23 protein-coding genes and 4 pseudogenes are annotated in these 17,542 nt (G+C 73.8%); 9 read left to right on the top strand and 18 right to left on the bottom strand.

The window, feature by feature from the left end:
- Positions 1–363: 363 nt before the first annotated feature.
- The 8 genes and pseudogenes from U6N30_RS27880 to U6N30_RS27915 form a co-directional block, all read right to left on the bottom strand.
- Positions 364–669, bottom strand: coding sequence for a hypothetical protein (locus U6N30_RS27880; protein ID WP_324274825.1), 306 nt, complete (start codon positions 667–669; stop codon positions 364–366).
- 283 nt (positions 670–952) lie between these two features.
- Entirely contained in the window at positions 953–1,264 is a 312-nt protein-coding gene (locus tag U6N30_RS27885) for a metallopeptidase TldD-related protein (protein ID WP_324274826.1), read from the bottom strand.
- Positions 1,231–1,707, bottom strand: coding sequence for a metallopeptidase TldD-related protein (locus tag U6N30_RS27890; protein ID WP_324274827.1), 477 nt, complete (start codon positions 1,705–1,707; stop codon positions 1,231–1,233). Before U6N30_RS27890 ends, U6N30_RS27885 begins: the two co-directional genes overlap by 34 nt.
- Complete coding sequence (locus tag U6N30_RS27895; RefSeq protein WP_324274828.1) at positions 1,626–2,339, bottom strand: PmbA/TldA family metallopeptidase; 714 nt, start codon at positions 2,337–2,339, stop codon at positions 1,626–1,628. The genes U6N30_RS27890 and U6N30_RS27895 overlap by 82 nt, the downstream gene beginning before the upstream one ends.
- A 72-nt stretch (positions 2,340–2,411) precedes the next feature.
- Positions 2,412–2,861 carry a metallopeptidase TldD-related protein gene (locus U6N30_RS27900; protein WP_324274829.1) on the bottom strand — a complete coding sequence of 150 codons (450 nt, stop codon included), beginning with the start codon at positions 2,859–2,861 and terminating at the stop codon, positions 2,412–2,414.
- Positions 2,862–2,890: 29 nt separating this feature from the next.
- Positions 2,891–3,436, bottom strand: a pseudogene (locus tag U6N30_RS27905) (metallopeptidase TldD-related protein); the annotation flags it as partial.
- Positions 3,437–3,495: 59 nt separating this feature from the next.
- Positions 3,496–3,921, bottom strand: coding sequence for a PmbA/TldA family metallopeptidase (locus tag U6N30_RS27910; RefSeq protein ID WP_324274830.1), 426 nt, complete (start codon positions 3,919–3,921; stop codon positions 3,496–3,498).
- A 523-nt stretch (positions 3,922–4,444) separates the two neighbouring features.
- Positions 4,445–5,026, bottom strand: coding sequence for an FAD-dependent oxidoreductase (locus tag U6N30_RS27915; RefSeq protein ID WP_324274831.1), 582 nt, complete (start codon positions 5,024–5,026; stop codon positions 4,445–4,447).
- A 108-nt stretch (positions 5,027–5,134) separates the two neighbouring features.
- On the opposite strand from U6N30_RS27915, the gene U6N30_RS27920 reads away from it, so the two are divergent.
- On the top strand, positions 5,135–5,479 hold the full coding sequence (locus tag U6N30_RS27920; protein ID WP_324274832.1) for an FAD-dependent oxidoreductase: 345 nt from the start codon (positions 5,135–5,137) through the stop codon (positions 5,477–5,479).
- Between the two features lie 11 nt (positions 5,480–5,490).
- Positions 5,491–6,566, top strand: a pseudogene (locus U6N30_RS27925) (dihydrolipoyl dehydrogenase family protein).
- Here the strand turns inward: U6N30_RS27925 and U6N30_RS27930 are convergent.
- Positions 6,548–7,009, bottom strand: coding sequence for a CDP-alcohol phosphatidyltransferase family protein (locus U6N30_RS27930; protein WP_324274833.1), 462 nt, complete (start codon positions 7,007–7,009; stop codon positions 6,548–6,550). The pseudogene U6N30_RS27925 and the gene U6N30_RS27930 overlap by 19 nt on opposite strands.
- Positions 7,010–7,335: 326 nt before the next feature.
- Between U6N30_RS27930 and U6N30_RS27935 the strand changes: the two genes are divergently transcribed.
- The 5 genes and pseudogenes from U6N30_RS27935 to U6N30_RS27950 all read left to right on the top strand — a co-directional run.
- The gene (locus U6N30_RS27935; protein WP_324274834.1) at positions 7,336–8,583 is read left to right on the top strand and encodes an ABC transporter substrate-binding protein; all 1,248 of its coding nucleotides are present in this window, start codon (positions 7,336–7,338) and stop codon (positions 8,581–8,583) included.
- Positions 8,584–8,901: 318 nt separating this feature from the next.
- A complete protein-coding gene (locus U6N30_RS27940) occupies positions 8,902–9,510 on the top strand; it encodes an ABC transporter permease subunit (RefSeq protein WP_324274835.1) in 609 nt (202 codons plus the stop codon).
- A gap of 43 nt (positions 9,511–9,553) precedes the next feature.
- Complete coding sequence (locus tag U6N30_RS27945; protein WP_324274836.1) at positions 9,554–10,324, top strand: ABC transporter permease; 771 nt, start codon at positions 9,554–9,556, stop codon at positions 10,322–10,324.
- A pseudogene (locus tag U6N30_RS34745) lies at positions 10,321–10,695 on the top strand (ATP-binding cassette domain-containing protein); the annotation flags it as partial. The gene U6N30_RS27945 and the pseudogene U6N30_RS34745, both read left to right, overlap by 4 nt.
- Before the next feature lie 32 nt (positions 10,696–10,727).
- Positions 10,728–11,357 (top strand): annotated as a pseudogene (locus tag U6N30_RS27950) (ATP-binding cassette domain-containing protein); the annotation flags it as partial.
- A gap of 63 nt (positions 11,358–11,420) precedes the next feature.
- Here U6N30_RS27950 and U6N30_RS27955 read toward each other — a convergent pair.
- Both U6N30_RS27955 and U6N30_RS27960 read right to left on the bottom strand, forming a co-directional pair.
- Complete coding sequence (locus U6N30_RS27955; RefSeq protein WP_324274837.1) at positions 11,421–12,446, bottom strand: radical SAM domain-containing protein; 1,026 nt, start codon at positions 12,444–12,446, stop codon at positions 11,421–11,423.
- Entirely contained in the window at positions 12,413–12,835 is a 423-nt protein-coding gene (locus U6N30_RS27960) for a hypothetical protein (RefSeq protein WP_324274838.1), read from the bottom strand. The genes U6N30_RS27955 and U6N30_RS27960 overlap by 34 nt, the downstream gene beginning before the upstream one ends.
- A gap of 103 nt (positions 12,836–12,938) precedes the next feature.
- Here U6N30_RS27960 and U6N30_RS27965 point away from each other — a divergent pair, with 103 nt between their 5' ends.
- Complete coding sequence (locus tag U6N30_RS27965) at positions 12,939–13,781, top strand: MBL fold metallo-hydrolase (protein WP_324274839.1); 843 nt, start codon at positions 12,939–12,941, stop codon at positions 13,779–13,781.
- A gap of 4 nt (positions 13,782–13,785) precedes the next feature.
- Here U6N30_RS27965 and U6N30_RS27970 read toward each other — a convergent pair whose 3' ends face one another.
- The 7 genes from U6N30_RS27970 to U6N30_RS28000 all read right to left on the bottom strand — a co-directional run bounded on the left by U6N30_RS27970 (position 13,786) and on the right by U6N30_RS28000 (position 16,848).
- Positions 13,786–14,178, bottom strand: coding sequence for a VOC family protein (locus U6N30_RS27970; RefSeq protein ID WP_324274840.1), 393 nt, complete (start codon positions 14,176–14,178; stop codon positions 13,786–13,788).
- Positions 14,179–14,262: 84 nt separating this feature from the next.
- On the bottom strand, positions 14,263–14,484 hold the full coding sequence (locus tag U6N30_RS27975) for a hypothetical protein (RefSeq protein WP_324274841.1): 222 nt from the start codon (positions 14,482–14,484) through the stop codon (positions 14,263–14,265).
- Between the two features lie 52 nt (positions 14,485–14,536).
- Complete coding sequence (locus U6N30_RS27980) at positions 14,537–15,037, bottom strand: SRPBCC family protein (RefSeq protein ID WP_324274842.1); 501 nt, start codon at positions 15,035–15,037, stop codon at positions 14,537–14,539.
- Complete coding sequence (locus U6N30_RS27985) at positions 15,034–15,390, bottom strand: ArsR/SmtB family transcription factor (protein WP_324274843.1); 357 nt, start codon at positions 15,388–15,390, stop codon at positions 15,034–15,036. Before U6N30_RS27985 ends, U6N30_RS27980 begins: the two co-directional genes overlap by 4 nt.
- A 163-nt stretch (positions 15,391–15,553) precedes the next feature.
- Entirely contained in the window at positions 15,554–15,790 is a 237-nt protein-coding gene (locus tag U6N30_RS27990) for a hypothetical protein (protein ID WP_324274844.1), read from the bottom strand.
- Positions 15,791–15,863: 73 nt separating this feature from the next.
- Positions 15,864–16,583: an amidohydrolase family protein gene (locus U6N30_RS27995; protein WP_324274845.1), complete on the bottom strand. Its 720-nt coding sequence runs from the start codon at positions 16,581–16,583 to the stop codon at positions 15,864–15,866.
- Positions 16,534–16,848 carry an amidohydrolase family protein gene (locus U6N30_RS28000; protein WP_324274846.1) on the bottom strand — a complete coding sequence of 105 codons (315 nt, stop codon included), beginning with the start codon at positions 16,846–16,848 and terminating at the stop codon, positions 16,534–16,536. Before U6N30_RS28000 ends, U6N30_RS27995 begins: the two co-directional genes overlap by 50 nt.
- A gap of 72 nt (positions 16,849–16,920) precedes the next feature.
- Here U6N30_RS28000 and U6N30_RS28005 point away from each other — a divergent pair, with 72 nt between their 5' ends.
- On the top strand, positions 16,921–17,529 hold the full coding sequence (locus U6N30_RS28005; protein WP_324274847.1) for a DedA family protein: 609 nt from the start codon (positions 16,921–16,923) through the stop codon (positions 17,527–17,529).
- The last annotated feature ends 13 nt before the right edge of the window (positions 17,530–17,542 follow it).

The following is a 17,542-nucleotide window of genomic DNA, read 5'->3' on the forward strand; positions in this document are numbered from 1 at the left end:
ACCCCGTGGCCGCGGCGACGAGTGCGGTCCCCAGAGCGAGAACGGCGCGTGAGCGGCGCCGGGTCGTCGTGCGGGTGGACTGCACCGTCGGCCTCCGTCGGTTTGCGCCGGGCCCGGGGAAGGGGCCGCTTTCCATGCGCGTCGAGACGGACGTTAAGGACTCGGTGTCGACAAGTAGTGGGAGGCGCGCTGGTCACATGTCGTGGTCGCGCCACGCCCGTCACGGCCGCCACACGCGGACCACCCGCGACATCCGATCGGCAGGTCCCCACATGGATGTGCGCCCAGGGCGCATTCCCGTGGTGGGAATGTGCCCTGGGCGCACATCGTCGCCCGCCGACGCCGGCGGGCAGAAGTTGTTCCTCAGCCGGCGAGAGGCTCCTGGGCCGCCTGCAGGCCGGCGACGGTATCGAGGTCGCGGAGGATCGCGCCGAGCTCCTCGGCGGTCCACGCCTCGCAGCACTCGCACTCGTCCTCGGCGTAGCTGGCCAGACCCAGCTTCCCGCCGGCCTGGTCCTCCTCGATGGCGAGGTGCCCGGCGACGGGGTGGCGGTGGCAGGCGCAGCCTGCGGCGCACAGGCCCAGACCCCAGCCGGAGATGACGACCGTGCGGCCGTCGTCCCGGACCTTGCCCACCTGGAAGACGGACGGCTTGCGACTCCTGCTCACGGAGCCCTCCCTCGACGGTCCCCTGGTGTGGAGACCCGTGTTGCACGCTGCGGATGACGTGAACGAGATATCGGCAGTTCTCGCGGAGGACTGAATGTCTGAACCGAAAAATCGTCCGGGCGGGAGTGCGGGACCACCGCTCTCTCCACACCGAGCGTAGTGAGCCCAGCACGCGTCGTCGCCGTCATTACCCTCCAGCTGTGCCGAGTTCCATTGTCGGAACTACACGGTTCGGATTCGTTCCGGTGACGGGTGGGACGGATGGGGTCGGGAACGGCCCGGGTCAGCTGGCGGGCGACACCGAGCTCATGTTGAAGTCCGGCACCCGCAGCGGCGGCATCGCGCAGCGGGTGAACCAGTCGTTCCACTCGCGGGGCAGCGTCCGTTCGGTGCGGCCGGCCTGGACGGTCCGGCCGAGCAGGTCGACCGGCGACTCGTTGAAGCGGAAGTTGTTGACCGCCCCGGTCACCTCCCCGCCCTCCACGAGGAAGACACCGTCGCGGGTCAGCCCGGTGAGCAGCAGCGTCTGCGGGTCCACCTCGCGGATGTACCAGAGGCAGGTCAGCAGCAGCCCGCGGTCCGTGGCGGCGACCATCTCCTCCTGGCCGGCCGTCGCCGAGGGTCCTCGAGGATCAGGTTGTCCACGGCCGCCGTGGCCGGAGCGGTCGTCTTGAGCGCCCACGCCCGCGGCCGGATCAGGTTCACCAGGGTGCCGTCGCGGAGCCAGTCGATCGCCGGCGCCGACATCCCGTTGTCGAAGACCGACGCCGAGCCGGACGACGCCCCGACCACCTGGAAGGGCGCGGTCTCCAGGCCCGGGGCGCGCGGGTCGCTGCGCAGGGTCAGCGGCAGCGCGGCCAGGCGCTCACCCACCCGGTTGCCACCGCCCGGCGTGGCGAAGACGTTGCGGCCCTCGTCGGCGTCGCGGGCCCCCATCGTCCAGTAGAGGTAGATCATCAGGTCGCTGACCGCCGATGGTGGCAGCAGCGCCTCGTACCGCCCGGCGGGCAGCTCCAGCCGGCGCTTCGACCACCCCATCGTGCGCTCGACGTCCGCCGCGAGGTCGGCCACCGAGACGTCGCGGAAGTCCCGCGTGCCCACGCCCGTCCACACGGAGCGGCTGAAGTCGGGGCTCTTGCCGTTGAGCTCCACCCGGCCGGTCGGCTGGTCGTGCCGCAGCCGCAGGCCGGTCGTGCTGCCGAGGTAGGTCGTCGCCAGCTGGTGCTCGGCGAAGCCGTACAGCAGCTCATCGCGGGCGCTCGCCTCCCCGAACGCCTGTCCGAGGTCCGGCGCGAAATCGGCGAAGACGCCGATCGAGGTCTCGGCGGCGGGGGCGTCCCAGTCGCCGCTCCCGGGCGGGGATCGCTGATCAGCGGAACGGCGTCCTCCGCGGGGCCGGCGTCGCGGGCGGCCTGCTCGCTCGCGGCGACCAGCTCGGCGACGTCCGGCGTCCCGGTGCGGGTCACCGTGCCGGCGGCCATGCCGGCGCCACCGTCGACGAAGGAGATGACGACGACCTGCCGGGAGCGCATCGAGCCGTTCGTCGTCAGGCTGTTGGCCGCCCAGCGCAGGTTCGCCTCCGAACTCTCGACGACGAAGGCGATCTGGTCGTCGGCGGTCGAGGCGGCGAGGCACTTGTCGACCAGCTCCTGCGGGGACACCCGCGTCACGAGTCCGACTCGCTGGCGCTCGCCGGCCCCGCTCCGCGCGCCGCTGCATCCTCAATGAGCTCGCAAGCTCGCTCATCTACCTGCCTCCTGCACCGTGTTGAGGATGTTCACGCCCTCGAACAGCGCCACCGGGCAGCCGTGGCTGACCGGGGCGACCTGACCCGGCTGGGCCTTGCCGCAGTTCATCGCGCCGCCGAGCACGTAGGTGTCCGGGCCGCCGACGGCCGTCATCGAGCCCCAGAAGTCCGTCGTCGTCGCCTGGTAGGCCACGTCGCGCAGCTGGGCGGCCAGCTTCCCGCCCACGATCGCGTAGAACCGCTGGCCGGTGAACTGGAAGTTGTAGCGCTGCATGTCGATCGACCAGCTCTTGTCGCCGACGACGTAGACGCCGCGCTCGACGCCGGCGATGAGCTCCTCGGTGGAGGGGCCCGCCGGGTCCGGCCGCAGCGAGACGTTGGCCATCCGCTGCACCGGCACGTGCCCGGGGCTGTCGGCGAACGCGCAGCCGTTGGAGCGGGGCATCCCCGCAGCCGGGCCATGTTGCGGTCGACCTGGTAACCGACGAGGACGCCGTCCTGCACGATGTCCCACTGCTGGCCGGCGACGCCCTCGTCGTCCCAGCCGACGGTGGCCAGCCCGTGCAGCGCCGTCCGGTCGCCGGTGACGTTCATCAGGGATGACCCGTACTGCAGGGTGCCGAGCAAGTCGGGCGTGGCGAACGAGGTCCCCGCGTAGGCGGCCTCGTAGCCCAGCGCGCGGTCGAGCTCGGTGGCGTGCCCGATCGACTCGTGGATGGTCAGCCACAGGTTGGACGGGTCGACGACGAGGTCGTACCGGCCGGCCTGGACCGAGGGCGCCTTCGTCTTCTCGCGCAGCAGCTCGGGGATCTCGGCCAGCTCGGCGCGCCAGTCCCAGCCGGTGCCGGTCAGGTACTCCCAGCCGCGGCCCACGGGCGGGGCGAGCGTGCGCATGCTCTCGAAGGAACCGGTCACCCGGTCGACGGTCAGCGCGGTGAACTCCGGCTGGATGCGGATCCGCTGCTGACGGACGCGCGTCCCGGCGGTGTCGGCGTAGTACTTCTGCTCCTTCACGTGCATGCACCGGGTCTGCACGTGCTCGACGCCGTCGGCCGCCAGCAACTGCTCGGAGAGGTCGGTCAGCAGGCCGGCCTTCTCGGTGTCCGGCACGTCGAAGGGGTCGACGTCGTAGGCGGAGACGAACTCGGCGTCGGGGTGGACCGGCTCGGGGCGAGCTCCACCCGGTCGGTGTTGATGGCCGCGGACACCTGCGCCACGGCGACGGCCTCCTCGGCGAGGCGCACGGCCTCTGCCGCGGTGAGGACGACGCCGGCGGCGAAGCCCCAGGTTCCCTCGTGCACCACGCGCACGGCCAGGCCGAGGTCCTCGCCGTCGATGGAGGCCTCGGGGCGGGCGTCACGCAGGCTGATCGTCTGGGTGCGGATCCGTTCGACCCGGATGTCGGCGTGCTCGCAGCCCAGGTCCACGGCGCGGGTGAGCGCGGCCTCGGTGAGCGCGGACAGCGGAAGGGCGAGGAAGGACCCGTCGACGGAGCGTGCTGACACGGCCCCTGTCTACCAGCCGTCGCCCTAGGGCAACTGCCGTTCGTGCCGGTGGATCCGCCGCGCCGTCCGGCGGGCATCCCGGTCGACACCGTCCACCAGCGAGGAGTTGACCCGGGTCTGCCATGGCAGGCCCATCCAGTGCAGTCCCGCCACCGGCGAGGCCCCGCGCGAGTGCAGCGGCCTTCCCCCTCCCCCAGAGCGCCGGGGATCTCGATCCAGGCGGTGTCGGGCTCGAAGCCGGTGCACCACAGCACCGTGCGGGGCTGCTCGGTGCTGCCGTCGGCGAGGCACACCCGGTCCCCGTCGGCCGCGACCACCCGGTGCGACACCAGCCGCACCCGGCCTGCGCGGATCATCCGCTTCAGCTCTCGGCCCAGGATCGCCTCGTGCCGGCTGCGCAGGAACCGCGCGACCGGCGTCGACGCGCCGGCGTTGAGGATCCCGCCGACCAGCAGCCACCAGTAGATGCTGATGCCGAGCACGTCCTCGGGGAGGAAGCGCGGCCGCGTCGGGGCGGCCACGGTCACCTCGTGCCCGTCCGACAGCTCGATGGCCAGCTGCGCCGCCGAGTTGCCGCCACCCACCACCAGCACGGGGCCGGGCGGCACGTCGTCGGGCGTGCAGTACTGCGACGAGTGCAGCTGGTGCACGGACGGGCCCAGGTCGCCGGCCGCGGCGGGCACGCGCGGACGGCGGAAGGCCCCGTGGCCACGACCACGTGCCGGGCCCGGATATCCCCGGACGGCGTGGACGCCACGAAGCCGTCGGGTCTGCGCAGCAGCCGCTGCACCGGCGCCCTCGTGCGCACAGGCCGCTCGAGGCCTGCTGCATAGGACACGAGGTAGTCGGCCATCTCCGAACGCGAGGGGCTGCGGGTCGGTCCCGGCGGGAAGCGCCGGCCCGGCAGGGAGCTGAACCGGCGCGGGGTGAACAGCTCCAGGCTCGCCCACCGCTCCCGCCAGCTCTGCGCGACCTCGCCGGCCTCCACCACGAGGACGTCACCGACGCCTTTCCGGCGCAGCCAGTACGCCGTGCCGAGACCGGCCTGACCGGCCCCGATGACCAGTACCTCGACCTCGGGCCGGATGACCGCCTGGGTGTCCACCGGGCCGATCCTCCCTCGCCCGGTGCAGACCGGCAGCACGCGGCCGGATCGTGCGAACGGCAGTAGCGTCGCTCGGCGAGACCACCGCTGCAGCCGAGAGGACCCCGCGTGCCGGACCACCCGATCGAGCCCGTCGACCTGCTGGTCGTCGGTGGCGGCACGGCGGGGCTGGTCGGCGCGCACACCGCCGCTGCCCTCGGTGTCCGCACCGTGCTGGTGGAACACGGACGCACCGGTGGCGACTGCCTGTGGACCGGCTGCGTGCCGTCCAAGGCCCTGCTCGCCGCTGCCTCGGCCGCCGCCTCCGCCCGCCGGGCGGCCGGCCTCGGGGTCGACGTCGGTGAGGTGCGTGTCGACTTCACCCGCGTCCGGGCCCACGTCCAGGCCGCCATCGCCGCCGTGCAGCCGAAGGACTCCCCGAGGCGCTCGAGAAGGCCGGCGTCTCGGTGGTGACCGGGACGGCGATGTTCACCGGCCCCGACACCGCTCGCATCGGCGGGCGCCACATCCGGTTCTCCGCTGCCCTGCTGGCGACCGGCGCGGAGCCGGCCATGCATCCGATCGACGGCATCGACCAGGTCGAGCCGCTCACCAGCGAGACGCTGTGGGAGGTCGAGGAGCTGCCCCGCCGCCTGGTGGTCCTCGGCGGCGGCCCCATCGGCTGCGAACTCGGTCAGGCGTTCGCCCGGCTCGGCTCGGAGGTCACCGTCGTCGACGGGTCCGACCGGTTGCTCGGCCCCGAGGATCCCGACGCCGCGGCGCTCGTCGCCACGGCCCTGCAGCGGGACGGGGTGCAGCTGCGCCTGGGCTCGCACGGCGTACGCGTCGAACCGGGCATCTTGCACCTGGACGACGGGACGGCGCTGCCCTTCGACCGGCTGCTGGTCGCGGTCGGTCGCCGGCCTCGGACCACCGACCTCGGGCTGGAAGCCGCCGGGGTGCACCTGGACGACGACGGGAGCGTTACCGTCGACGCGGCCTTGCGCACCACCAACCGGCGGGTCTGGGCGGCCGGCGACGTCACCGGCCCGCCGTTCTTCACCCACACCGCCGGCATGCACGGCAGCGTCGCCGCGAGCAACGCCGTCCTCGGTCTGGCCCGCCGCATCGACCCGGTCGTCCCGCGGGTCACCTTCACCTCCCCGGAGGTCGCCTCTATCGGCGTGAGCCCCGCCGAGGCGGGGGCACGCGGCTGCACCGTGCGCCGCGCCGAGCACGCCGCTGTCGACCGCGCCGTCGCCGAGGGGAGACGGAGGGGTTCACCTCGCTCGTGCTCGACCGGCGGCACCGCCTGGTCGGCGCCGTCGTCGTCGGTCCGCGCGCCGGGGAGACCCTCGGCGAGCTGGCCCTCGCCGTCCGACGGCGGCTGACCGCCCGCGACCTGGCCGGGACCACGCACGCCTATCCCACCTACGACGACGCGATCGTCGACGCCGCGCTCGACGACGTCCGGGCCCGGCTGACGAATCCACTGGTGAGAGCCGCGCTGCGGGTCGCGCGCTGGGTCCGCCGCCGCGTCGCTCAGCGCAGCGAGCGGTAGCCGACCCACATCCGGTGCAGCGCGCTGACCGCCACCACCGCGGCCCATCCCCACGCCAGCTGCCAGGCGATCGTCGGCAGCAGCAGCCACACCGCGTGGACGACGATCGTCTCGGTGCCCTCCGCCAGCCCGCCGAGGAAGGACAGCGACCGGCCGTCGTCGAGCTGCCGGCCGCTCCGCTCGGCGATCGAGGAGAAGGCCAGGAAGGCCGTCCCGTTGACGTAGTAGGCGAGCAGGACGGCGAGGAATGGCTCCCACGGCGCGTCGAAGGCCGAGGTGACGCCGACGGCCACCCCGGCCACCGTGCTGCCGTAGACGAGGAAATCGGCGGTGATGTCGAAGAATCCGCCGCTGCCGGCGTCGACGGGCGCCCCGCTCGCCCGGCGCCTGCGCGCCAGCGGCCCGTCCAGCCCGTCCGCCAGCCGGGAGACCAGCCACAGCACCAGCGCCGCCCCCACCACTGGACAGCGGCGGCGACCGCGCTGCCCAGCCCCGACGCCAACCCGAGGGCGGTCAGCCGGTCCGGGCTCAACCACGGCCGGTCCAGGGCCCGGGCGGCGCGGGCCAGGGGTGCGTCGAGCACGCGCCGCGCCGCCGCATCGAGCACGGGGCACCTCCGCAGGCGGCAGCCCCGTGGCGGGGCGGAATCAGGTCGGGCACGATCATTTCGCACGGCCTCCCCGACCGCCGCATCCGGATCCCCGCCCGGGCACGAACACCACCGGGTGGGTCGACGCCCACGACCGGACCCCGAGGAGGACCAGCGCCGATGGCCGACCGACGCCCCGCGAGCCGACGAACCCGCAGGACGGTGGTGGCCGCCGGAGCGCTGCTGCTCGCGCTGGCCGGCTGCGCCGCACCCGACAGCGAGCCGACGTCCGCCGAGGCGCGCGACTGGGACGACGTCCTCGCCGCGGCCGACGGTCAGACCGTGCGGCTGTGGATGTACGGCGGCGACGACAAGGGCAACGCCTACGTGGACGACGTCCTGGCCCCGGCCGCCGCGGAGGAGGGCGTGACGCTGGAGCGGCTGCCCATCGCCGACACCGCCGACGCGGTCAACCGCGTGCTGTCCGAGCGGCAGGCCGGCGTCACCGACGGCGAGGTCGACCTGATCTGGCTCAACGGCGAGAACTTCGCCACCGGCCAGCAGGCCGGTGCGTGGCTGTGCGACTGGACGTCGATGCTGCCCAACATGGAGTACGTCGACCCCGAGGACCCGCTGCTCGCCACGGACTTCGGGCTCGACGTGAACGGGTGCGAGGCGCCCTGGCACAAGGCCCAGTTCGCGCTGGTCTACGACGAGGCGCGGGTCGAGGACCCGCCGGGCAGCGTCGAGGAGCTGCTGACCTGGATCGAGGAGCACCCGGGCCGGTTCTCCTATCCCGCCCCGCCGGACTTCACCGGCTCGGTGTTCGTCCGGCAGGTGCTGTACTCGGTCGCCGAGGGCGTGGAGAACGTGCCCCTCGAGTTCTCCCAGGACGCCTACGACGAGCTCGCGCCGGAGCTGTTCGGCACTTTGGATCAGCTCGAGCCCTCGCTGTGGCGGGAGGGGCAGACGTACCCGCAGAGCCTGGAGGAGCTCGATCAGCTCTACGCCGACGGCCAGGTGGACTTCACCATGACCTACGGACCGGCGACGCTCCCCGACCTGGTGGAGGAGGCCACCTTCCCGCCCACCACGCGGGTGCTGCTGGTCGAGGACGGCACCATCGGCAACGCCAGCTTCCTGGCCGTCCCGTCCACGTCCGGCAGCCAGGCGGGTGCCATGGTCGTGGCGAACCTGGCGCTCTCCCGGAGCAGCAGCTGGCGAAGGCCCGGCCCGAGGTGTGGGGCAGTACACCGTGCTCGACCCCGAGCGCCTGCCGGGCGAGGTGCAGACACAGTTCGCCGAGCTGCCGCAGTCGGAGGTCCTGCCCTCCTACGCCGAGCTCAGCGAGGACGCCGACCCCGAGGTCGAGGCCGAGTGGGTGACCGCCCTGGACGAGGGTGGCGCCGGCAGATCGCCGCCGGCTGACCCACCGAAGGCGATGCCGACGACGAGGGGCGCCGAGCCGTCCGCCCCGACGAGCCCGTCAGGGCAGGCGGGCGCGGTTCGTCGCCGACCCGGCCCCCGGACCCGCGCCGTCCTGCTGGTCCTCCCGGCGCTGGTGCCGGTCGTCGCGGTCGTGGGCGCGGCGCTCACGTCGGCGGTGCTGCTGAGCCTGGGGCTGACGCCCCTGGTGGGGAGCCGAGCCTCTCCCTGGACGCCTACCGGGCCGTCGCGACCGACCTGGGCAGCTCGCTGCGCACCTCGCTGGGCATCGCCGCAGCGTCCACCGCGATCGCCGCCGCCGTGGGCCTCTGCCTGGCGCTGGCCGCCACCGCCGCGGTCCGCCGCAGCCGCGTCCTGGGCACCCTGGCCGCGCTCACCGTCCCGATCCCGCACCTGGTGGGAGCGGCGGCCATGGGCCTGCTCCTGGCCGACGCCGGCTTCCTCTCCCGGCTGCTCGGCGTCGACCCGTCCTCGTGGCCCCCGCTGGTGGGCGGTCGGCTGTGGGTTGCCGTGGTGGCCGAGTACGCGTGGAAGGAGTCGGCGTTCGTCGCACTGGTGGTCGCCGGGGTGTTGTCCTCGCGGGCGGCGTCCTACGTCGAGACCGCCGCGCTGCTCGGCGCCGGCCGCTGGGCCCGCCTCCGGCACGTCACCCTGCCGCTGGCCGCGCCCGCGCTGGGCGCCACGGCCGCGGTCAGCTTCGTCTACACGCTCGGCTCCTACGAGGTGGCCGCGCTGCTCGGCCGCGCCTACCCGGAGCCGCTGGCGGTGCTGGCGTACCGGCTGTTCACCTCCATCGACCTCGCCGCCCGCCCCCAGGCGGCCGCGGTGGCCGTGACGACGGCACTGCTCGCGCTCGTCGTCGTCCTGCTCGCGCTGCGGGCGCTGCGCCGGCTGGCGGTTGAGCAGTGACCGTCGCTCCCCGCGGCCGGCCAGGGTGGGAGCTGCCCGCGCCGTGCTGGCCGCCTCGCGCGCGGGCCGCGGGCTGCTGGCGCTGTGGCTGGTGCTGCCCGCCGTCCCGCTGCTGCTCTGGGCCTTCGCCGACCGCTGGACCTATCCCGCGCTGCTGCCGCAGGAGTGGGGCGTCCGGGGGCTGGCCGAGGCCGCTGCCTCCGGCGCCGGTGGGGCGTTCCTGCGCTCGGCGCTGCTCGGCGCGGTCGTCGCGCTGCTCGCCACCCCGCTCGGGGCGATGGCCGGGCGGGCGCTGGCCTCCCGGCAGGTGCCCCGGTCGACCGTGGTGCTGGCGGTCCTGCTGTCACCGCTGGTGCTCCCGCCCTTCGCCGTCGCCCTGGGCCTGGACGTGCTGCTGCTGCGGCTGGGCGTGCCGGCCGCGCTCGGCGTCGTCGTCCTGCTGGTCGTGGCCGCCCTGCCCTACACGACCATCACCATGCGGGCCGCCTACGCCGCGCACGACCGCGGCTTCGAGGACGAGGCGCGACTCCTCGGCGCCACCCGCTGGCAGACCGTGCGCTCGGTGCAGCTGCCGCTGCTGGCCCCCGCCCTGGCGGGTGCAGCGTTCCTCGCGTTCCTCGTCGGCTGGAGCGACTACATCGTCACCGTGCTGATCGGTGGCGGCCGGCTGACGACGCTGCCGCTGCTGGTCGCGTCGGCCGCATCGGCCACCGGCAACGACGCCCAGGTCGCCGTCCTGTCGTTGACCTCCATCCTGCCGCCGGTGGCCCTGCTGGGAGTCGTGGGCCTGCTGGCCCGGAGAGGGAGACGATGAGCGGGGGTTCGCTGGAGCTGACCGCGTTGACCCGGGTGCACCGACCGGGGCAGGCGCCCGCACTGGACGACTTCTCCCTCGACGTGCCCGCCGGCTCCTGCGTGGCCATCCTCGGCCCGTCGGGATCGGGCAAGAGCACGGTGCTGCGGCTGACCGCCGGCCTCGACGAGCCCACGGCCGGGACGGTCCGGGTCGACGGCACCGATCTCGCCGGCGTGGTCCCCGAGCGGCGGGGCATGGCCATGGTGTTCCAGCGGCCGCTGCTGTTCCCCCATCTCACCGTGCGCGACAACGTGGCCTTCGCCGACCGGGTGCGCGGGGTGCCCCGGACGGAGGCGCGGCAGCGGGCCGAGGAGTTCCTCGAGCTGGTGCAGCTCCGCGGCTACGGGGGCGACCGGCGCGGGCGCTGTCGGGCGGGCAGGAGCAGCGCGTGGCACTGGCCCGGGCGCTGGCCGCCGAGCCCCGGGTGCTGCTGCTCGACGAGGCGTTCAGCGCCCTGGACGCGTCGCTGCGCGAGGAGATGCACGAGCTGCTCGGCGACCTCCGGACGCGGCTGGACCCGACGGTGCTGCTGGTCACGCACGACCACGCGGAGGCCGATGCCCTCGCCGACACCGTCGCCGTGCTCGACGAGGGCCGCCTGCTCCAGAGCGGGCCGATGCGCTCGCTCTACGCCCGACCAGCGTCGCTGGCGGTCAGCCGCCTGCTGGGCGGGCGCACGGAGGTGGCCGGGATGGTGCGGGACGGGCGGCACGAGTCGCCACTGGGCGCGCTCGAGCTGCCCGAGCGGATTCCCGACGGGCCCGCCGTGCTCGTGGTGCGGCACGAGGCGGTGACGGTCACCCCGGCGGCGGAGGGCGACTGCGCCGGCACCGTCGTCCGGCTGCGGCGACGCGGCCTGCGCGCACTGGTCACCGTCGAGGTGACCGGGGACGGCGGCGCGGGTGAGGCCGGCGCCGCGTCGGTGGACGCCGAGCTCGGCCCGGGTGAGGACGTGCCCCGGGCGCCATCGTGGGCCTGCGGTTGCCGGTGACCGACCGATGGGTGGTGGCGGCTGCGGCCGGAACCACCGGGAGTCCCACGACCGGGGCCACTGTCAGCCGACGACGGTGAGCGGCAGCAGCCTGCGCAGCTGGGCGTTCTCCGTCACGTCGAGGACGGAGTGCTGGGCGCAGGCGGGCACCAGTTGCCCGGTCTCGGGATGGGCCATCGAGTAGGTGCAGGCAGCCAGCCGCTCCTGGGTGGCCCTGATCCGCGGGTCGTCGGACTCGACGCCCTGCTGCATCAGCTCCCAGGCCGGCCCGACGTCGGCGGCGTCCATGAAGCTGTGCACCTCGAAAGTCATCAGCCCCAGGGTGCCGGCACGTGCGGCGCGGACCAGGGATCGCAAACCCCCGGCCCGGCGCAGCAGGCGGGCGGACCAGCGCGCGGCGACGACCGCGTCGCCCGGGTGGTGGCGCAGGACGCGGGCGATCTTGGCCAGCAGCATGAGCGGCGCGGTGCCGCTGAAGGCCAGCCCGCCCCAGTGGGCGAAGAACCGCTCCCGGGCGGCACGGTCGGCGGCCGAATCGGGATCGACGAACGCCGTCCACCGGTCGCCGGCCAGGAAGCCGAACGCGAGCCGGTTGCAGCGCGGGTCGCCGAATTCGATGCCTTCGTGCGCGATGCGCTGACCCATGCCCTCCTCCAGCGCGGCCCAGACCGCGTCGGCGTCGACGGCGGTGTAGGACTCCTTCCACCGCCGCTCGTCGCCGACGTGGGCGGCCGGCTGGAAGCTCAGCATCGAGAAGCCCATGGGGACGACGGCCCGTACTGTCTCGGCCACCTGGCCGAGGTTGGCCGGCGTGACGGTCATGTTGTGCGCCAGGTAGTAGCGCAGGCCGGTCGCGGCGCGCAGGTCGCGGAACATCTGCACGAACTGCTGCCGGAAGGGGTGCAGCTCGGCCTCGCTCCTCGGGCGCACCGCGCCGCGCCGGCCGCGCATCAGGGAGTCGACGTGGGCGGCGAAGCTGATCCGGTCGAAGCGCAGCGTCCCGTTGGGGCCGATGACCAGGTCCCGCAGGTAGTCGGGGTCGAAGTCGCCGTGCGTCATCGACATCGGGGAGCGGCCGTGGTCGCGCATGGCCTGCAGGGCGGCTGCGTGGTCGTCGGGGAGAGCAGGCTGACCTCGCCGCCGATCAGCTGGGCGTGGGCGTAGGGCCCCCGCCGCCCGCGCAGGTAGGACATCTGCGACTCGATCTCGCGCAGCGTGTGCCCGCCGTCGACGCGCACCTTGTTGGCGTCGGCCGAGTGGTAGCAGGGCGTGCAGGTGAGGTTGCACTTCGGGAAGACGCCATGGGTGCCCTCGCAGCCGACGGCGTGCCGGCCGAGCGTCTGAGCCGGGGTCTGCACGTGCGCGGGCAGGGCCGCCCAGCGTTCGCGCAGCGCGCGGGCCGTCTCGGGGTGCACCGGCCGGGAGCGGTCGGCGAATCCGTGCCAGGTCGCGCGGAGGCGTCTCAGGAGCGAGGGCATGGCGCCAGTGTCGTCGCCCGGCGGCGGGCGCGCCGGTCCGCCGGCGTCGGGTTGCACGGATCCCACCCGGGGCATGGAGACCACCGGACCCGAGGAGGTGGCCATGGCAGGACCGACGGACGCGCGCCCCACAGGGCAACCCGGCCGCGACGACGCGGACGACGTCACCATGACCTTCGGCGGGACGGCCACGATGCTGCTGCGCATCGGCCCGTTCACGCTGCTCACCGATCCGAACTTCCTGCACCGCGGACAGCGGGCGCACCTCGGCTACGGCCTGCGCGCCAAGCGGCTGACCGAGCCGGCCCTGCAGCCGACCCAGCTGCCGGCGCTCGACGGGATCCTGCTCTCGCACATGCACGGTGACCACTGGGACCGCATCGCCACGAGGTCGCTGCCCAAGGTGACCCCGGTGGTCACCACGCCGGAGGCGGCGAAGTGCCTGGCGGACCGGGGCTTCACCGCCGCCGCCGACCTGCAGCCGTGGCAGACGCACGAGTTCACCCGCGGCACCGACACGGTGCGGATCACCTCGGTGCCCGGCGTCCACGGGCCCGGCCCGCTGGCCACGGTGCTGCCCGCCGTCATGGGCAGCGTCATCGAGCTGATCCGGGGCGGCGAGGTGACCTGGCGGGGCTACGTCAGCGGCGACACGCTCTACCGGCCCTACCTGGGCGAGGTGCTGGAGCGGTGCGGCCCGCTCGACGTCCTCATCCCCCACCTCGGGGGCACCAAGGTGCTGGGGCTGACCGTCACCATGGACGCCCGCCAGGGCGCGGACCTCGTCGAGCTGCTGAAGCCGCCGGTCACCGTGCCGGTCCACTACGACGACTACACGCTGTTCCGGTCCCCGCTCGGCGACTTCCTCGCCGAGGTCGGCCGCCGCGAGCTGCCCGGGGAACTGCGCACGGTCGGCCGCGGCGACACGATCTCGCTGTGGGCCTAGTGCGTCAGAAGGCGTCCCCGGTCCGCCACGCCATCTCCTGGAGGGTCAGCGTGTTGCCGTCCGGGTCTTCGAAGCCTGCGTAGCGGACCCCGCCACCGACGTCCTGCACCTCGCCGACGTCGACGCCCCGGCCGATCAGCTCCTCGCGGGCACGCTCGATGTCCGCGACCACCAGGTGCAGCGCGCGGATCGAGCCGGGAGTGCCCGCGAAGGCGGGGAGCCCGGTGCCGAACGCGACCGAGCAGGACGAGCCCGGCGGGGTCAGCTGCACCACCCGCACCCCCTCGGCGGGGGTCACGTCGACGTCGAGGGCGAACCCGAGCCGGTCGGCGTAGAACGCCGTGGCCCGATCCACGTCGGTGACCGGGATCGGCACCAGTTCGAGCTTCATCTCCATGGAGGGACTCCTCTGCACAGGCCGGCCGGGGCGTTCCCGCGGGAACGCCCCGGCACGGTATCGGGCCTGCTGGATCGCTGGATCTCAGCCGACGACCGGTCGGGGACGCCGTCCCGCGAGCGGCGCACGGACGTCATCCCGCCGGTTCCACGCGACCACTGCGGCCGCCACGAGGAGCGCGATGGTCAGCGCCGGGGTGATGACCTCGAGGACGAACACGTTCGCCAGCGTCGCCCCGGTCATCAGACCCACCAGGCCGAGTGCCGCCGCCCCGGCCGGCCCGGGGACGAGCAGCCCCACGGCCACGGTCCCGGCGCGGGCGGTCGCCGACCCCGCGCCGACGCCGCCGTCGTGCTGGTCACCGCGCGCCGCCCTCGTCGCGCGCGAGGAGGTCGTCGAGCTTCTCGTAGCCCTCGTTGACGCCGACCTCCATACCGCTGGCGACGAAGCCGTCGCGGCCCTCGAACGAGTCGACCAGCGACGTCGAGGTCAGCCGGGTGCGGCCGTTCCCGAGGTCCTCCAGGACGAGCCGCTCCAGGGCGACGTCGTCCGGCATGCCCTCGAAGGCGAACGTCTGGACGATCAGCTCGTTCGGCCGAACCTCGTGGAAGACGCCGTTGAACCCGTAGTCCTCGCCGTCCTGCGACATCACGTAGCGGTAGGCGCCGCCGGTGCGGCAGTCGTGGCGGTCGATCCGGATCTCCATGCCCTTCGGCCCGGTCCACCGGGCGAACAGCTCCAGGTCGACGTGCGCTCGGAAGACCTTCTCGGGCGGGGCGTCGAACTCGCGCACGATCCGGACGAGCGGGACGTCCGGGTCGACGACGATCTGGGTCTCGGGGTGGGTCGTGGTGGTCATGACGGGCTTCCTTCCGGGGGTGGTGTCGTGGCGTCCGGCATCGCTGCCAGGACGTCGTCCAGGCGGCGGTAGCGCTCCTCGGCCTGCCGCCGGTACCGCTCGATCCACTTGGTCATCAGGTCGAAGACGTTCGCCTCGAGGTGCACCGGGCGGCGTTGCGCCTCCCGGCTCCGGCTCACCAGGCCGGCGTCCTCCAGCACCTTGAGGTGCTTGGAGACGGCCTGGACGGTCACGTCGTAGGGCGCGGCGAGCTCGTTGACCGTTGCGTCGCCGACCGACAGCCGCGCCACGATGTCCCGTCGGGTGGGGTCGGCCAACGCCGAGAACACCCGGGAGAGCGGATCTGCCGCCACTGCATCCTCCTCGTGCTCAACCTTTCGGTTGAGCACGAGGCTAGGGCTCGGTCCAGCGATTGGTCAACCATTCGGTTGAAGAAAGTCTCTGCCACCCGGCGAGCGTGCGGAAACCGGGGTCTGGAGGACGGTCAGGGACCGGTTTCTGCACACTCGGGGTTGATCAGCCGGCCGCCAGCCGGGCGGCGCGAGCCGCGACGTCCAGGCGCAGCGCCTCGGTGTCCACGGTGGTCGATCCGCCGTCCCGCACCACCCGCCGGCCGCCGACCCACACGTCCCGCACATGCCGACCGCCGGCCGACCACACCAGGTGGGCCAGCAGGTCGGCCGGGTCGCCGACCGGTTCGAAGACCAGGTCGCGGGTGTCGACGTGCACGAGGTCGGCCCGGCGGCCGGCCACCAGCTGCCCCAGGTCCGGCCGGCCGACGGCGTCCGCCGCTCCCCGGTCGCCAGCCAGAACGCCTCCGCGGCCGTCAGCGCGGTGGCCGACCGTCCGGCCAGCCGGGCGAACGACGCCGCGAGCCGCAGGTCGGCCAGCAGGTCCAGCCCGTCGTTCGAGGCCGGCCCGTCGGTGCCCAGGCCCACCCGGACCCCCGGTCGAGCATCGCGCGCACCGGCGCGATGCCGCTGGCCAACTTGGCGTTGCTCGCCGGGCAGTGGGCGACGGCGACGTCGTACTCGTGCCAGAGATCGAGGTCGCCGTCGTCCATGTGCACGCAGTGGGCGGCCAGCACCCGGCCGCCGAGCACGTCGTGCGCCGCGAGCAGCGCCGGCACGGTCAGGCCGTGCGTGGCGAGCAGGTCCGCACCCTCCGTGGCGGTCTCCGCGACGTGCAGGTGCAGCAGCATGCCGTGCTCCCGGGCAGCGGCCGCGGCGTCCCGGAGCACCGGGAGCGGGACCGTGTAGGCGGCGTGCGGGCCGATGCCGAACTCGACGGTCCCCTCGTCGGGCGCGCCGGCGGCGAGGTCGACGGCGGTCCGGAGCTGCTCGTCGAGGGCGGCAGGCCGGGCAGCGGGATCAGCGGCGTCGCGATGATCGCCCGGGCTCCGGTGGCGCCGACGGCTGCGGCGATCCGTTCCGGGTGGAAGTACATCTCCACGCTCGTGGTCACGCCGTTGCCGAGCATCTCCGCCGACGCGGCGGTCATCGCGACCTCGACGTCGTCGGCGGTGAGCCGGGCCTCCCGCGGCCACATGACCTCCGCCAGCCAGCGATCGAGGGCAGGCCTTCGCCCTGGCCGCGGAACAGCACCATCGCCGCGTGCGAGTGGGTGTTCACCAGCCCGGGCAGAAGCGCGCCGGGGAGCTCGACCAGCTCGGCATCCCCGAGCGGAGGAGCGTCGCCGGCCGGCCCCACCCAGCTGATCAGGCCGTCCTCGACGTCCACGACGGCGTCCGGGACGACCGTCCCTGCCCGGTCTCCGACGACAGCGGCGCGGGCGGTGAACCGGTGCGGCATGGGACCCGAACCTAGTACCGGTCCCCGCGCGGGGCGCGGCAGCCGTTCCGACCCGCCGATACCGTGGACGCCATGTCACTCCTCGCCGCCACCGCATCCGACGAGGGCGGGATCACCGGCTTCCTGCTCGACCTGGTCGACCGGCTGGGCGCCGTGGGGGTGGGCCTGAGCATCCTGGCCGAGACGGTCATCCCGCCGATCCCCAGCGAGGCGGTGCTCGGGCTGGCGGGAGTGCTGATCAACGACGGGCGGATGAACGTCGTCCCGGTGGTCATCTTCGCCACCATGGGGTCGGTGCTCGGGGCGATCTTCTTCTACTACGTGGGCCTGGCGCTCGGTCCGCGCCGATCGCACGCCTTCCTCGACCGGCTGCCGCTGGTCGAGACCGAGGACGTGGACAAGACCTTCGACTGGTTCGCGCGGCACGGCCGCTCGGCGGTGTTCTTCGGGCGCATGGTGCCGATCGTGCGGAGCTTCATCTCCGTGCCGGCCGGCGTCGTCCGGATGCCGCTGGGCCAGTTCCTGCTGTTCACCGCGGCCGGCAGCCTGATCTGGAACAGCGTCCTGATCGGCGTGGGGTCGCCGCCGGTGACTTCATCCAGGACAACCTCAAGTACCTCGACTACCTGCTGGTCGTCGCCGTCGTCCTCTTCGTGGGCTGGTTCGTCTACAAGAAGATGACGGGGAAGCTGCG

Origin of the sequence: Blastococcus brunescens (assembly GCF_035320885.1) — a bacterium.
In the GTDB taxonomy this organism is placed as follows: domain Bacteria; phylum Actinomycetota; class Actinomycetes; order Mycobacteriales; family Geodermatophilaceae; genus Blastococcus_B; species Blastococcus_B brunescens.

Bases quoted from the DNA above. Each gene is read 5' to 3' on its own strand.
- U6N30_RS27955 (WP_324274837.1), bottom strand. From the start codon at position 12,446: ATGCGCGACCACGGCCGCTCCCCGATGTCGATGACGCACGGCGACTTC.
- U6N30_RS27900 (WP_324274829.1), bottom strand. From the start codon at position 2,861: ATGCCCCGCTCCAACGGCTGCGCGTTCGCCGACAGCCCCGGGCACGTG.
- U6N30_RS27965 (WP_324274839.1), top strand. From the start codon at position 12,939: ATGGCAGGACCGACGGACGCGCGCCCCACAGGGCAACCCGGCCGCGAC.
- U6N30_RS27960 (WP_324274838.1), bottom strand. From the start codon at position 12,835: ATGCCCTCGCTCCTGAGACGCCTCCGCGCGACCTGGCACGGATTCGCC.
- U6N30_RS28005 (WP_324274847.1), top strand. From the start codon at position 16,921: ATGTCACTCCTCGCCGCCACCGCATCCGACGAGGGCGGGATCACCGGC.
- U6N30_RS27890 (WP_324274827.1), bottom strand. From the start codon at position 1,707: ATGGGGTGGTCGAAGCGCCGGCTGGAGCTGCCCGCCGGGCGGTACGAG.
- U6N30_RS27970 (WP_324274840.1), bottom strand. From the start codon at position 14,178: ATGGAGATGAAGCTCGAACTGGTGCCGATCCCGGTCACCGACGTGGAT.
- U6N30_RS28000 (WP_324274846.1), bottom strand. From the start codon at position 16,848: ATGCCGCACCGGTTCACCGCCCGCGCCGCTGTCGTCGGAGACCGGGCA.
- U6N30_RS27980 (WP_324274842.1), bottom strand. From the start codon at position 15,037: ATGACCACCACGACCCACCCCGAGACCCAGATCGTCGTCGACCCGGAC.
- U6N30_RS27885 (WP_324274826.1), bottom strand. From the start codon at position 1,264: ATGGTCGCCGCCACGGACCGCGGGCTGCTGCTGACCTGCCTCTGGTAC.
- U6N30_RS27935 (WP_324274834.1), top strand. From the start codon at position 7,336: ATGGCCGACCGACGCCCCGCGAGCCGACGAACCCGCAGGACGGTGGTG.